Annotated in this window: 11 protein-coding genes; 8 read left to right on the top strand and 3 right to left on the bottom strand. The window is 70.8% G+C overall.

Annotation, left to right across the window (positions count from 1 at the left end; all coding sequences use genetic code 11):
• The first annotated feature begins 45 nt into the window (after positions 1 to 45).
• The 3 genes from IE263_RS08785 (at position 46) to IE263_RS08775 (ending at position 4,699) form a co-directional block, all read left to right on the top strand.
• Entirely contained in the window at positions 46 to 1,431 is a 1,386-nt protein-coding gene (locus IE263_RS08785; RefSeq protein ID WP_189934023.1) for a class II fumarate hydratase, read from the top strand.
• A 72-nt stretch (positions 1,432 to 1,503) separates the two neighbouring features.
• A complete protein-coding gene (fomD, locus tag IE263_RS08780; RefSeq protein WP_189934021.1) occupies positions 1,504 to 2,196 on the top strand; it encodes a cytidylyl-2-hydroxypropylphosphonate hydrolase in 693 nt (230 codons plus the stop codon).
• A gap of 325 nt (positions 2,197 to 2,521) precedes the next feature.
• Positions 2,522 to 4,699, top strand: coding sequence for an ATP-binding SpoIIE family protein phosphatase (locus IE263_RS08775; protein ID WP_189934019.1), 2,178 nt, complete (start codon positions 2,522 to 2,524; stop codon positions 4,697 to 4,699).
• A gap of 60 nt (positions 4,700 to 4,759) precedes the next feature.
• Here the strand turns inward: IE263_RS08775 and IE263_RS08770 are convergent, their stop codons facing one another.
• Entirely contained in the window at positions 4,760 to 7,180 is a 2,421-nt protein-coding gene (locus IE263_RS08770) for a transglycosylase domain-containing protein (RefSeq protein ID WP_189934017.1), read from the bottom strand.
• A 276-nt stretch (positions 7,181 to 7,456) separates the two neighbouring features.
• On the opposite strand from IE263_RS08770, the gene IE263_RS08765 reads away from it, so the two are divergent.
• From IE263_RS08765 to IE263_RS08745, 5 genes are all read left to right on the top strand, one after another.
• Complete coding sequence (locus tag IE263_RS08765) at positions 7,457 to 8,428, top strand: SPFH domain-containing protein (RefSeq protein WP_189934015.1); 972 nt, start codon at positions 7,457 to 7,459, stop codon at positions 8,426 to 8,428.
• Positions 8,425 to 8,691 (top strand): type II toxin-antitoxin system antitoxin, encoded by a 267-nt coding sequence (locus IE263_RS08760; protein WP_189934013.1) that lies wholly within the window; start codon positions 8,425 to 8,427, stop codon positions 8,689 to 8,691. Before IE263_RS08765 ends, IE263_RS08760 begins: the two co-directional genes overlap by 4 nt.
• 163 nt (positions 8,692 to 8,854) lie before the next feature.
• On the top strand, positions 8,855 to 9,379 hold the full coding sequence (locus IE263_RS08755; RefSeq protein ID WP_189934011.1) for a PadR family transcriptional regulator: 525 nt from the start codon (positions 8,855 to 8,857) through the stop codon (positions 9,377 to 9,379).
• Positions 9,376 to 10,065: an ABC transporter ATP-binding protein gene (locus tag IE263_RS08750; protein ID WP_189934009.1), complete on the top strand. Its 690-nt coding sequence runs from the start codon at positions 9,376 to 9,378 to the stop codon at positions 10,063 to 10,065. Before IE263_RS08755 ends, IE263_RS08750 begins: the two co-directional genes overlap by 4 nt.
• On the top strand, positions 10,062 to 12,392 hold the full coding sequence (locus IE263_RS08745) for an ABC transporter permease (protein ID WP_189934008.1): 2,331 nt from the start codon (positions 10,062 to 10,064) through the stop codon (positions 12,390 to 12,392). The genes IE263_RS08750 and IE263_RS08745 overlap by 4 nt, the downstream gene beginning before the upstream one ends.
• A 68-nt stretch (positions 12,393 to 12,460) precedes the next feature.
• Here IE263_RS08745 and IE263_RS08740 read toward each other — a convergent pair whose 3' ends face one another.
• Positions 12,461 to 12,889: a hypothetical protein gene (locus IE263_RS08740; RefSeq protein WP_189934006.1), complete on the bottom strand. Its 429-nt coding sequence runs from the start codon at positions 12,887 to 12,889 to the stop codon at positions 12,461 to 12,463.
• A 4-nt stretch (positions 12,890 to 12,893) separates the two neighbouring features.
• Positions 12,894 to 13,352, bottom strand: a complete 459-nt coding sequence (locus IE263_RS08735; protein ID WP_229910857.1) for a roadblock/LC7 domain-containing protein — start codon at positions 13,350 to 13,352, stop codon at positions 12,894 to 12,896.
• Positions 13,353 to 13,368: the final 16 nt, after the last annotated feature.

Below are 13,368 nucleotides of genomic sequence, written 5' to 3'. Positions count from 1 at the left end.
GGGAACCCGCGGAACAACCGCACCCTCCCCCACGCTGTACCCGGTATGACCGACTACCGCATCGAGCACGACTCCATGGGCGAAGTCCGCGTCCCCGCGCACGCGAAGTGGCGGGCCCAGACACAGCGCGCGGTGGAGAACTTCCCCGTCTCGGGTCAGCGCCTGGAGCGCGCGCACATCGAGGCCCTCGCCCGGATCAAGGGCGCCGCCGCCAAGGTCAACGCCGAGTTGGGGGTGCTCGACAAGGACCTGGCCGACGCCGTTCAGGAGGCCGCCGCCGAGGTGGCGGAAGGGCGCTGGGACGAGCACTTTCCCGTCGACGTGTTCCAGACCGGCTCGGGCACCTCGTCCAACATGAACACCAACGAGGTCATCGCCACCCTCGCGAGCGAGCGCCTCGGGCGGGACGTCCACCCCAACGACCACGTCAACGCCTCGCAGTCCTCGAACGACGTGTTCCCCTCCTCCATCCACATCGCCGCCACCGCCGCCGTCACCCGGGATCTCATCCCGGCCCTGGAACACCTGGCCGTCGCCCTCGAACGCAAGGCCGAGGAGTTCGCGGACGTGGTGAAGTCCGGCCGGACCCATCTCATGGACGCCACACCCGTGACACTGGGTCAGGAGTTCGGCGGGTACGCCGCGCAGGTGCGGTACGGCGTCGAGCGGCTGAAGGCCTCCCTCCCCCGGCTCGCCGAACTGCCGCTGGGCGGCACCGCCGTCGGCACCGGCATCAACACGCCCCCCGGCTTCTCCGCCGCCGTCATCCAGGAGGTGGCCCGCGTCACCGGGCTGCCGCTCACCGAGGCGCGCGACCACTTCGAGGCGCAGGGCGCGCGGGACGGGATCGTCGAGACCAGCGGGCAACTGCGGACCATCGCCGTATCGCTGACGAAGATCGCCAATGATCTGCGGTGGATGTCCTCCGGGCCGCGCACCGGACTCGCCGAGATCTCCCTCCCCGACCTCCAGCCCGGCTCCTCGATCATGCCCGGCAAGGTCAACCCCGTGATCCCGGAGGCCGTCCTCATGGTCGCCGCGCAGGTCACCGGGAACGACGCCACCGTCGCCACGGCGGGGGCCGCCGGCAACTTCGAGCTCAATGTGATGCTGCCGGTCATCGCCAAGAACGTGCTCGAGTCGATCCGGCTGCTCGCCAACGTCTCCCGGCTGCTCGCCGACCGGACCGTCGACGGCATCGTCGCCCACCGGGAGCGGGCCCGTGAGTACGCCGAGTCGTCTCCGTCCGTGGTCACCCCGCTCAACAAGTACATCGGGTACGAGGAGGCCGCGAAGGTCGCCAAGAAGGCGATGGCGGAGCAGAAGACCATCCGGGAGGCGGTGCTCGAAGGCGGGTACGTGGAGCGCGGTGACCTGACGCATCAGCAGCTCGACGAGGCGCTGGATGTCCTGCGGATGACGCGTCCGTAACCTTTGGCGTCCGGCGCGAGAACCGTGACGCGTGCCGCAGCGTCGTATGGCCATGGCACCTAATATCTGTGCATGGCAGACGGTGGAGCGGTGAGACGCGTGGGAACGGGCGGTGCGGCGGTCTTCTGGGAGCCCGGGAAGCAGATCCTGTGGCGGTACCGGGAGAACGGCGGCGAGCGCTTCCACATCGCCCGGCCCGTCACCGTCGTGCGCGACGACGAGGACCTGCTCGCCGTGTGGATGGCCCCCGGCACCCAGTGCGTCAAGCCCGTCCTCGCCGACGGCACCCCCCTGCACCAGGAACCGCTGCGGACGCGGTACACCAAGCCCCGGACCGTGGTGCGCGACCACTGGTTCGGCACCGGTGTGCTGAAGCTGGCCCGGCCCGGCGAGCCGTGGTCGGTGTGGCTGTTCTGGGAGCCGGGCTGGCAGTTCAAGAACTGGTACGTCAACCTGGAGCAGCCGTTGGCCCGTTGGGAGGGCGGTGTGGACTCCGAGGACCACTTTCTGGACATCTGCGTGTATCCGGACCGCACGTGGGGCTGGCGCGACGAGGACGAGTTCGCGCAGGCCCAGCAGGACGGCCTGATGGACGCGTCGGCGGCCGAACGGGTGCGGGAGGCGGGCCGGTCGGCGGTGGAGATGATCCACGCCTGGGGGCCGCCGTTCTCGGACGGCTGGCAGCACTGGCGCCCGGATCCGTCCTGGGCCGTACCGTTGCTGCCGGAGGACTGGGACCGCACGCCCGCGCACCTGTCCACATGAGACCCTTGATGTGCCCCCGGGCAACAAACGTAGGATCGTCCTCCGCAAGGGCTTGAATCAGCAACTCCCGGAGCAGACGCCAGGTCTGACCGAATGTCACCGAGGGGCGGCAGGACGTGAGCGAGGGGTACGAGGGCAACATCGGTGGGGCGGGCGGGATTTTTGACGCCGGCCTCGCGGGCCGCGCCCGGTGCACCGGTGGCACAGGAACAGCCTCTGACCACGCGGGAAATCCGTTCCGGGGACACGCATTCCGGGTATCGGGTTCTCTGCGGGACCAACTGCACGCGCGGCGCGCAGCCCCGGACGGACGGATTCGACACGCGTGACGGAGCAGCCCACCTCCTACGAACGCCCCCAGGGCGGCGACCCCACGGACCCCCGCGGGGCGCTTCTGCGTTCCCAGGCGCCCGTGCCGGACTCCACGGCCTTACCGTCCCCCGCCGCCCAGGCCCGCACCGACGGGGCACCGGGCATCGGCACGCCGGGCTCTCCGGCGCCGTACGGCAGGACCGGTAAGGCAGGCAAGGGAGGCACATCAGGCAAGGGGGCCGAGGTGGGCGAGGGAAAGGATCCGGCCGGTTCCGGTCCCGAGCACTCACAGTCGGCGTCCGCCGAGACCATGGGGGCACTCCCCGGGCGAGCGGAGCCGAGCGTGGGGGACCACCGGCCGCGCCCCGTGCCCGAGTCCATCCCGGCCCAGCCGGGCGCCGAGCACGGCCCCGACGGGCAGGAACGCCGTACCGGACAGGTGCCGGCGCCCGGCCGGCCCACGCCGATGCGGCGGGACGGGGACCGGCTGCGCTTCGTGGGCGCGGCCACCCGGCGGATCGCCCGCGGTCTGGACCTGGACGAGATCGTGATGGGGCTGTGCCGGGCCACCGTGCCGACCTTCTCCGACGCGATCCTCGTCCATCTGCGCGACCCGCTGCCGGTGGGCGACGAACGCCCGACGGCGGACCGTGTCGTGCTGCGGCTGCGGCGCACCGACCGGATCCCGGAGGAGCGGGACACCGAGACCGGGTTCGCGGCGCTGGGCCTGCCGCTCCCGGAGGCACCGGACCGGTCGGAGCTGTCGGCGGCGGTCGCCGAGCTGTGCGAGGTCCGGCCGGGCGGAGCCCTCGCGGAGGTGCTGCGCGGGGTGCGTCCGGTGTTCGCCGACAGCCCGGCCGCCCGTGCCGCGCTGCCCGAGCTCCTGGGCGAGGACAGCCAGTTGGACATCCCGGACGGCCGGCGGGCGATCCTGGCCCCGCTGCGCGGCCGGCGCCGGGTGATCGGCGCCGCCGTCTTCATCCGCCGCCCGGACCGCATCCCGTTCGAGAACGACGACCTGCTGGTCGCCGCCCAGCTCGCCACCCACAGCGCCCTGGGCATCGACAAGGCGGTGCTGTACGACCGTGAGGCGTACATCGCCGACGAACTGCAGCGCACCATGCTCCCGGAGACCCTGCCCCGCCCCACGGGCGTACGGCTGGCCTCCCGCTATCTGCCCGCCGCGGAGACCGCGCGGGTCGGCGGCGACTGGTACGACGCCATCCCGCTGCCGGGCAGCCGGGTGGCGCTCGTGGTGGGTGACGTCATGGGTCACTCCATGACGTCGGCCGCGATCATGGGGCAGCTGCGGACGACCGCGCAGACCCTCGCCGGGCTCGACCTGCCGCCGCAGGAGGTGCTGCACCACCTCGACGAGCAGGCCCAGCGGCTGGGCACCGACCGCATGGCGACCTGCCTGTACGCCGTCTACGACCCGGTCTCGCACCGCATCACCATCGCCAACGCCGGCCATCCGCCGCCCGTCCTGCTGCACCTGGGCGGCCGGGCCGAGGTGCTGCGCGTGCCGCCGGGCGCGCCGATCGGGGTCGGCGGTGTCGACTTCGAGGCCGTGGAGCTGGACGCGCCCGCCGGGGCGACGCTGCTGCTGTACACCGACGGCCTGGTGGAGTCCCGGCTGCGGGACGTGGCGACCGGCATAGAGCAACTGCGCGAGAAGCTCGCGGCGACCGCGCAGCTGACCGGGCCCGATCATCCGCCGCCGCTGGAAGCGCTGTGCGACGAGGTGCTGGACATGCTCGGGCCGGGCGACCGGGACGACGACATCGCGCTGCTCGCCGCCCGGTTCGACGGGATCGCGCCGAGCGATGTGGCGTACTGGTTCCTGGAGCCGGAGGACGCCGCGCCCGGACGGGCCCGGAAGCTGGCCCGTCGTGCGCTGGCCCGGTGGGGGCTGGAGGAACTCACCGACTCGGTGGAGCTGTTGGTGAGCGAGGTGGTCACCAACGCGGTGCGCTATGCCACGCGGCCGGTCACCTTGCGGCTGCTGCGCACCGACGTCCTGCGGTGCGAGGTCGGGGACGACGTGCCGCAGTTGCCCCGGCTCCGGCAGGCCCGCGCCACGGACGAGGGTGGACGCGGGTTGTTCCTGGTGAACCGGCTGGCCCGGCGGTGGGGGGCCACTCGGTTGAGTACCGGGAAAGTGGTCTGGTTCGAGCTGAATCAGGGCTGAGTTTCCCGAAGAGAACGCGGAGAGGGCGCCCGGTGAGCACCGGGCGCCCTCTCTGCGTGTCTACTGCCCCGACTGCGGATCCAGGGGGTCCTCAGGTGGTGTCGACGGGGTCGACGGGGAATTGCTGGGCGTCGGTGCCTCCGAGCTCGGCTCCTCCGACGGCTCCTGCGTCGTCGGCGTGTTGGACGGGGTCGTCGGGGTCTGCGGGGACTTGCTGGGTGTCGGGGCCTCCGGGCTCGGCGCCTCCGACTCCTCCTCCTCCGACTGGGACGGGGACGGGCTCGCCGAGCGGCTCGGCTGGACCGCGGCGCCCTGGTCGGTCTCCAGGTCGAACTTGGTGACCTTGGTGGAGACGCCGAAGGTGTACGCCGCCCAGATCTGCGCCGGGAAGCCACCACCGTTGACACGGCCGTCATCGCCGCTCAGGCCGGTCGTCGCGCCGGTCAGGGTGACCTGGGGGTGCGGCGGCTTGGCGGACTCGCCGAACAGGCCGACGGAGGTGACCAGTTCGGGGGTGTAGGCGGTGAACCAGGCCGACTTGTTGTCGTCGGAGGTACCGGTCTTGCCGGCGACCTTCTGGCCCTTGCGCAGGGGGTTGTCCCGCACGGACTTCTTGGCCGTACCGTCGTCGACCACGCCCGTCAGCACCGAGGTGACCGTGTCGGCGGCCTCGCGGCTGATGACCTCCTCGCCGATCGGCTCGGCCGCCTTCACCGCGTGGGCGCTGTTCTCCGCCGACTTGATGAGGGTCGGGGTGACCTTCTTGCCGTGGTTGTCGAGGGTCGCGTAGACACCGGCCATCTGCAGCGGGCTCGCGCCCATGGTGCCGAGGGTCTGCGCGGGCACCGCCTTCAGGTCCTCGGTGTCCATGCCGAGGTCGCCCGCGGTCTTCAGCACCTTGTCCATGCCGACGTCGACGCCCAGCTGCGCGAAGACGGAGTTGATGGACTTGTTCATGGCCGTCTGGACGGTGACGTCGCCGTAGTCGAGGTCGTCCTCGTTCTCCGGGGCGAAGCCGATGTCGCTGCCGACGACCGGGCGCTTGCTGGTGCCGTCGTAGATCGTGTTCGCGGTGATCTTCTCGCCGTCCTGGGTCTCGGCGCCCTGGTCGAGGGCGGCGGCGAGGATCACCGGCTTGAAGGTGGAGGCGGGCTGGTAGTCGGTGCGGGTGGCGTTGTTCGTGAAGTGCTCGACGTAGTTGACGCCGCCGTACATCGCCACGACCGCGCCCGTCTTCGGGTTCACGGAGACGGCGCCGGCCTGGACGTCGCCGTCGACCGAGCGCTTCTTCTTGTCCAGCTTGCTGGTCAGCTGCTCCTTGACGGAGGCCTCCAGCGCCTTCTGCTTCTTCTTGTCGATGTTGAGCGTGATGTTCCAGCCGCCGGCGTCGACCATCGCGTCGGCTTCCTTGCTGGTCTCCGCGACGCCCTGGTCGACGAGCTGCTTCTTCAGCTCGTTGTTGGCCGCATTGACCAGATAGCCGACCTGGCCCTCCATCCCGGGGGCGGCCTTGGGCTCCTTGGGCACCGGGAACTTCATGGCGTTGCGCTCGGCCTTGTCCAGCCAGCCCTCCTCGACCATGTTGTTGAGGACGTAGTTCCAGCGCTGCTGGACCAGCCGCCTGCCGGTGTCGGAGGCGGCGTGCCAGTCGTACTGGCTGGGGGCCTGGAGCAGCGCGGCGAGGTAGGCGCCCTGCGGGACGGTGAGCTTGTCGGCGTCGACGCGGTAGTAGGCCTGGGCGGCGGCCTGGATGCCGTAGGCGCCGCGGCCGTAGTAGCTGGTGTTGAGGTAGCCGGCGAGGATGTAGTTCTTGGACTTCTCCCGGTCCAGCTTCAGGGAGATGACCAGTTCCTTCAGCTTGCGCGTGACGGTCTGTTCCTGCGTCAGGTAGTAGTTCTTGACGTACTGCTGGGTGATCGTCGAACCGCCCTGCGCGCCCTTGCCCATGAGCGTGTTGAGCATGCCGCGCGCGGTGCCCCTCAGGTCGACGCCGGCGTCGTTGTAGAAGGTCTTGTTCTCGGCGGCGACGAAGGTGCGCTGGACGGGCTCGGGGATCTCCGCGAGGTCGACGTTCTCGCGGTTGAGCTTGCCTTCGCGGGTCAGGAGGTTGCCGTCGCTGTACTTGTAGACGTTGCTCTGGAGCTCGGCGTCGGCGTTCGCCGTGTCGGGGATCGGCGTCGTCATGTACAGCGCGATGAAGGCGCCGATGGTGAGCACGACGAGGCCGAGGAAGGTGCCGAGCATCTTCTTCCAGGTGAAGAGCCGGCGTATGCGGCCCTTCTCGGCCTTGGCGCCCTTGGCGCCCTTCTTGGCGCTCCTGCGGGCCGCCGCGCGTCCGCCGGTCGCCGCGGCCGTGGTCTGCTCGGCAGCCGGTACCGACTCGTTGCGCGAGGCGGGAGCCGCCGCCCGCGACGAACGGTTCTTGGGCGCCGCGCGGCGGCCACCGCGCTGTCGCGCTCGTCTCTCGTCCGCTCGTCCCATGAGTCCGCTCGCTCCGCTTCCTACTCGGCAGTCACACCAGTGCCCGGAGGCAGGTCAGCTCAGAAAGCTAACACCGCTGTCTATGACGAAGGGCTGTCGATCCGGCTCCGCGCGGCCGTGAGAATCAGCACCCCGCTCGGTGGAACCGGCACACCGTTCCACCGGAATCGACGTTCGAAAGGGCCCGAGGGTTGCCATCCCCCGATAAAGTGATATCACTTAGCTAGATCGAAGCTAACCCGCGAGAGACCACTCGCGAGAAACAGGGGGACCCTCATGTCCACGCATGACCCGCACGGCCCGCAGGCCCCGTCGGCGACCGCGGACGCCTCCATAGGCGTCGACGCGCCCGAGATGCCCGCCCCGCGTGTGCACGAGTTCCCGGCACGCAGCGTGGGCGGCGGACTCGCACTGCTGCTCGGCCTGGTCGGGCTGCTGATCGGTGTCGGACTGATCGTGGCCGCCGCGGCCGTGGTGGCGGGCGCCGCCAAGGCCGCGCTGATGGTCGTCGGCATCCTGGTCGCCCCCGGCGCCTTCCTCTCGATGTGCGGGCTGAACATGGTGGCGCCGGGCGAGGCCCGTGTGGTCCAGCTCTTCGGGCGCTACCGCGGGACCATCCGCGAGGACGGCCTGCGCTGGGTGAACCCCTTCACCTCCCGCGAGAAGATCTCCACCCGCGTCCGCAACCACGAGACGGCGGTCCTGAAGGTCAACGACGCCTACGGCAACCCGATCGAGCTCGCCGCGGTCGTGGTGTGGAAGGTGCAGGACACCGCGCAGGCCAGCTTCGAGGTGGACGACTACTTCGAGTTCGTCTCCACCCAGACCGAGGCGGCCGTGCGGCACATCGCCATCGAGTACCCGTACGACGCCCACGACGAGGGCGGGCTCTCGCTGCGGGGCAACGCCGAGGAGATCACCGAGAAGCTCGCCGCCGAGCTGCACGCGCGCGTGGAGGCGGCCGGTGTGCGGATCATCGAGTCCCGCTTCACCCATCTTGCCTACGCTCCGGAGATCGCCTCCGCGATGCTCCAGCGGCAGCAGGCGGGCGCGGTGGTCGCGGCGCGGCGGGAGATCGTCGACGGCGCGGTCGGCATGGTGGAGGCGGCGCTCAACCGGATCGCCGAGCAGGACATCGTGGAACTGGACGAGGAACGGAAGGCGGCGATGGTGTCCAACCTGATGGTGGTGCTGTGCGGGGACCGGGCGCCCCAGCCCGTGCTGAACACGGGGACGCTCTACCAGTGACCTCGCCCGCGGATCCTTCGGAGGGCTCTGCACCCAAGCGGCGGCCGCAGCAGCGCAAGCAGGTGCTGCTGCGGCTGGATCCGCTGGTGCACGACGCGTTGGCCCGGTGGGCCTCCGACGAGCTGCGGTCGGCGAACGCGCAGATCGAGTTCCTGTTGCGGAAGGCCCTGAAGGAGGCGGGGAGGCTGCCCGGTGAGGCCGGCCCGCTGCCGCGCCGTGGCCGCCCGCCCGGGGGCTCGGCCCCCAGACCCCCGTCGGCCTGAACGGCCCTGTCCTCGAACTCCCCCACGGGGGGCGGGACACGCCCGCCCACCCCTGTAGCAGAGCTGTGACAATCGCCCCCCACCTGCACCGTCGCACCCCGCGCCACCGACTCCACACTCGGCGTATACATCCGGCGTATACACCGTATGTAGAGTCCTCCCCATGTCCATCGGTCACACCCTCCTGGGACTCCTGGAGTCCGGGCCCCGCCACGGCTACGACCTGAAGCGGGCCTTCGACGAGAAGTTCGGTCACGACCGGCCGCTGCACTACGGCCAGGTCTACTCGACGATGTCCCGGCTGCTGAAGAACGGGCTCGTCGAAGTCGACGGCATCGAGGCCGGCGGCGGCCCGGAGCGGAAGCGGTACGCCATCACCGACGCCGGGATCACCGACGTCGCCCGCTGGCTCGCCACGCCCGAGAAGCCCGAGCCGTATCTGCAGTCGACGCTCTACACCAAGGTCGTCCTCGCGCTGCTCACCCACCGCGACGCGGCCGACATCCTCGACACGCAGCGCTCGGAGCATCTGCGCAGCATGCGCATCCTCACCGACCGCAAGCGCAGGGGTGACCTCGCCGACCAGCTGATCTGCGACCACGCCCTGTTCCATCTCGAGGCCGATCTGCGCTGGCTGGAGCTGACCGCCGCGCGCCTCGACAAGCTCCGAGAGGTGGTGACCGCGTGACCGCTCCCGCGGGATCCCTGCTGGCCGCCGAGAACCTGCGCAAGGCGTACGGGCCGACGATGGCCCTGGACGGCGCCGAGTTCTCCATCCACCCCGGCGAGGTCGTCGCCGTGATGGGCCCCTCGGGGTCCGGCAAGTCCACGTTGCTGCACTGTCTCGCCGGGATCGTGACGCCCGACTCGGGCTCGATCGTCTACGACGGGCAGGAGCTCGCCACGATGAGCGACGCGCGGCGCAGTGCGCTGCGGCGCTCGGAGTTCGGGTTCGTGTTCCAGTTCGGGCAGCTCGTGCCGGAGCTGACCTGTGTGGAGAACGTGGCGCTGCCGCTGCGGCTGAACGGCACCCCGCGCAAGCAGGCCGAGCGGACCGCGCTGGCCTGGATGGAGCGGCTGGAGGTCGACGACCTGCGCAAGAAGCGGCCCGGTGAGGTCTCCGGCGGGCAGGGTCAGCGGGTGGCCGTGGCCCGGTCGCTGGTCACCAGTCCGCGGGTGGTGTTCGCCGACGAGCCGACCGGCGCGCTGGACTCGCTCAACGGCGAGCGCGTGATGGAACTGCTCACCGAGGCGGCCCGGTCGGCCAACGCCGCCGTGGTGCTGGTGACCCATGAGGCGCGGGTGGCGGCCTACTCCGACCGCGAGATCGTCGTACGGGACGGCAAGTCGCGGGACATGGAGCGGGTGATATGAACCTGCGTCAGTGGTCCAGGGACCTGGGCATGGGGGCCAGGTTCGCCTTCGCCGGCGGGCGGGAGGGGTGGGCGCGGATGCTGCTCACCGCCGTCGGCGTGGGGCTCGGCGTGGCGCTGCTGCTGCTCACCACCGCGATCCCGAACGCGCTGGCCGTCCGGCACGACCGGGGAGAAGCGCGCACGGACATCACGTACGAGAACTCGCTGCCGCCGAAGGCGGACAACACGCTGCTGGTCGCCGATGTCGGGACGACCTTCCGCGACGAGGAGGTGCGCGGGCGGGAGTTGCAGCCCGAGGGGCCCCGGGCACCGCTGCCGCCGGGCGTGGCGAAGTTCCCCGGGGTGGGCGAGATGGTGGTCTCCCCCGCGCTGAAGCGGCTGCTGGAGTCGGACGGCGGGAAGCTGCTGCGGGAGCGGCTGCCGGACCGGATCGTCGGCACCATCGCCGAACCCGGCCTGATCGGCTCCCAGGAACTCACCTTCTACCGCGGCGCCGACAACCTCGTACCCGAGAAGGACAGCTACCAGGTCGTCCGCCTCGAACGGTTCGGCGACCCCGATCCGCCCCCGTCGCGGACGGACCCCGTCCTGCTCCTGCTGCTCCTCGTCGTGTTCGTGGTGTTGCTGATGCCGGTCGGCGTCTTCATCGCCGCGGCCGTGCGGTTCGGCGGCGAGCGACGGGACCGGCGGCTCGCGGCCCTCAGGCTGGTGGGCTCCGACAGCAGGATGACCCGGCGGATCGCCGCGGGCGAGGCGCTCGCGGGCTCCGTGGCGGGCCTGGTCCTCGGCACGGTCTTCTTCCTGCTCGTCCGGGAGGCCGCCGGCACCATGGAACTGCTCGAGGTGAGCGTGTTCCCCAGCTATCTGACCCCCTCCCCCACGCTCGCCCTGCTGGTCGCGGTCGCGGTCCCGGCCGCCGCCGTGCTGGTCACCCTGTTCGCGCTGCGCGGTGTGGTGATCGAGCCGCTCGGTGTGGTGCGCACAGCGAAGCCCCCGCGGCGCCGGCTCTGGTGGCGGCTGCTGCTGCCGCTGGGCGGGCTCGCGATGCTCTACCCGATGATCGGCAACGGCCGGGACAGCGGTGAGTTCAACCAGTACCTGGTCACCGGTGGTGTCCTGCTGCTGCTCGTCGGGGTGACCGCGCTGCTGCCGTGGGTCGTGGAGGCGGTCGTCACCCGGCTCGGCTCGGGCGGCATCGCCTGGCAACTGGCCATCCGCCGACTCCAGTTGAGCAGCGGCACGGCCGCCCGCATGGTCAACGGCATCGCGGTCGCGGTGGCGGGCGCCATCGCGCTGCAGATGCTGTTCTCCGGGGTGGAGGGCCAGTACACCGAGCACTCCCAGAACGACCTCGCCCGCGCCCAGATGCAGGTGGCCCTGCCGGACGGCGCCCCGCTCGCCAAGGCGGTGACCGAGTTCGAGGCGACCAAGGGAGTGAAGAAGGTCTTCGCCTTCGACGAGGGCTACATCGGCGACCGTCGCAAGGACCCCGAGAACTTCGCCCAGGTCACCATCGCCGACTGCGCGTCCCTGCGCGAGGTGGCCTCCCTGCCCTCCTGCAAGGACGGTGACACCTTCGTCGTCCAGGGCGGCGAGTACGAGGAGGCGTCGCCCGAGCTGGTGAAGCCCGGCAGGACGCTGTGGTTCGACCCCGTCGACGGCGACGCCGAAGACAAGCCGTCGCCTTGGACGGTGCCGGCACACATGAAGCAGGCGCAGTCGATCGACGACCCGACCGGGGTGAAGCGCGGCGGCTTCCTGCTGACGCCGGGCGCGGTGCCCGCGGGGGCCGAGCAGGGGGTCAGCGGGGAGATCTACCTAGGGCTGGACCGGGCACTGGCGGACGCACCCGACCACGTGCGGAACACGGCCCACCGGATCGATCCGCTCATCGACCCGATGATGTGGGTGTCCAGCGAGCGGACGGACACCTACGACAAGATCCGCACCGGCCTGTTCATCGGCGCCACCTGTGTGCTGGCACTGATCGGCGCGAGCCTGCTGGTGTCGCAGCTGGAGCAGCTGCGCGACCGCAAGAAGCTCCTGTCGTCGCTGGTCGCCTTCGGCACCCGGCGCCGCACGCTGAGCCTGTCGGTGCTGTGGCAGACGGCGATCCCGATCGGTCTGGGCCTGGCACTGGCCTCGACGGTCGGGCTGACGCTGGGGGCGGTCCTGCTGAAGATGACCGACACCCCGGTGGACGTGGACTGGGCGAGCGTGTTGTCGATGACCGGCATCGGCGCCGCCGTGGTCCTGGTGGTGACGCTGCTCAGCCTGCCGCCGCTGCTGCGGCTGCTGCGGCCGGACGGCCTGCGCACCGAGTGAGCACCGAGTGAGCCGAGGGCCCCTCCCCTGACGCCGGGAGGGGCCTTCGCCCGTTTCGGAGGCCCGCTTCAGAGGCTGTACTCCTTCACGACGCGCCGTACCTGGGCGAAGAGCATGCCCACGTTCACCGACTTGCGGCACACGACCACCGCGACCACGTCCTGCTGCTCGGTCATCCTCACGAACAGGTGGGTGAGGTTGTCGCTGTTGACGAGGATCTCCTGGAAGAAGTGGTTGTCACTGGTGACCCCGCGCCGCTCCTTGAAGACGTCCTCGATCATCACGACCGTACGGCCCTGGAACAGGTCGAGGGTCGCGCCCGCCAGCAGGTCCAGGACCTCCGGCGGGTGGTTGTCGACGGTCTCGTACGACAGGAGCATGCCGGTCGACATGTCGACGACGCCGGAGGCGACGCAGTCGGGGGCATCCGTGCGGAGCGATTTGACCAGGCCCATCACCTGGTCGGAGAAACCCGGGGTCATACGCTTCGTCGCCATCCCTTCAGACTCCTTCGACTGCCTTCGCGGAGTTCACGTTCGTCTCGAACTTCTCGGAGCTCTCGGACCTCTCGGATCTCTCGGTCTTCTCGGTCTTCTCGGTGAGGATCAGGTCGATGCGGCGCAGGGCCGGCTGGGTCGCCGTGTGCAGGCGGTCCACGTCCATGCCCTCGTCGCCGAGCACGACCATGAGCGCGGTGTCGCCGACCGCGTAGAAGGCGGCGCAGCCGTGGCTGCCGTACGTCACCGTCCGGTGCAGGGCGCCGCGGGCGGTCGCCTCGGCGGTGCGGCGGGCGAGGCCGAGACCGGCCGCGGCGAGGGCGGCGAGGCCCTCGGGGTCGATGGAGTCGGCGGTGTCGGCGGCGATGAGCAGCCCGTCGGCCGCCGCGACCGCGGTGTCGGTGATGCCGGTCACCTGCTCGCGCAGGCCGCGCATTTCCCGCGCGAGGGCTTGGTGGTCCATGAGTGCAACTCCCCTA

The sequence above is a fragment of the Streptomyces aurantiogriseus genome, assembly GCF_014649375.1.
Taxonomy (GTDB): Bacteria; Actinomycetota; Actinomycetes; order Streptomycetales; family Streptomycetaceae; genus Streptomyces; species Streptomyces aurantiogriseus.
This window is presented reverse-complemented; position numbering and strand designations above follow the sequence as displayed.

What these genes read in the sequence shown, in the direction of transcription:
- IE263_RS08785 (WP_189934023.1), top strand. Translation starts at nt 46, where the DNA reads ATGACCGACTACCGCATCGAGCACGACTCCATGGGCGAAGTCCGCGTC.
- fomD (WP_189934021.1), top strand. Translation starts at nt 1,504, where the DNA reads ATGGCAGACGGTGGAGCGGTGAGACGCGTGGGAACGGGCGGTGCGGCG.
- IE263_RS08770 (WP_189934017.1), bottom strand. Translation starts at nt 7,180, where the DNA reads ATGGGACGAGCGGACGAGAGACGAGCGCGACAGCGCGGTGGCCGCCGC.
- IE263_RS08765 (WP_189934015.1), top strand. Translation starts at nt 7,457, where the DNA reads ATGTCCACGCATGACCCGCACGGCCCGCAGGCCCCGTCGGCGACCGCG.
- IE263_RS08755 (WP_189934011.1), top strand. Translation starts at nt 8,855, where the DNA reads ATGTCCATCGGTCACACCCTCCTGGGACTCCTGGAGTCCGGGCCCCGC.
- IE263_RS08745 (WP_189934008.1), top strand. Translation starts at nt 10,062, where the DNA reads ATGAACCTGCGTCAGTGGTCCAGGGACCTGGGCATGGGGGCCAGGTTC.
- IE263_RS08740 (WP_189934006.1), bottom strand. Translation starts at nt 12,889, where the DNA reads ATGGCGACGAAGCGTATGACCCCGGGTTTCTCCGACCAGGTGATGGGC.
- IE263_RS08735 (WP_229910857.1), bottom strand. Translation starts at nt 13,352, where the DNA reads ATGGACCACCAAGCCCTCGCGCGGGAAATGCGCGGCCTGCGCGAGCAG.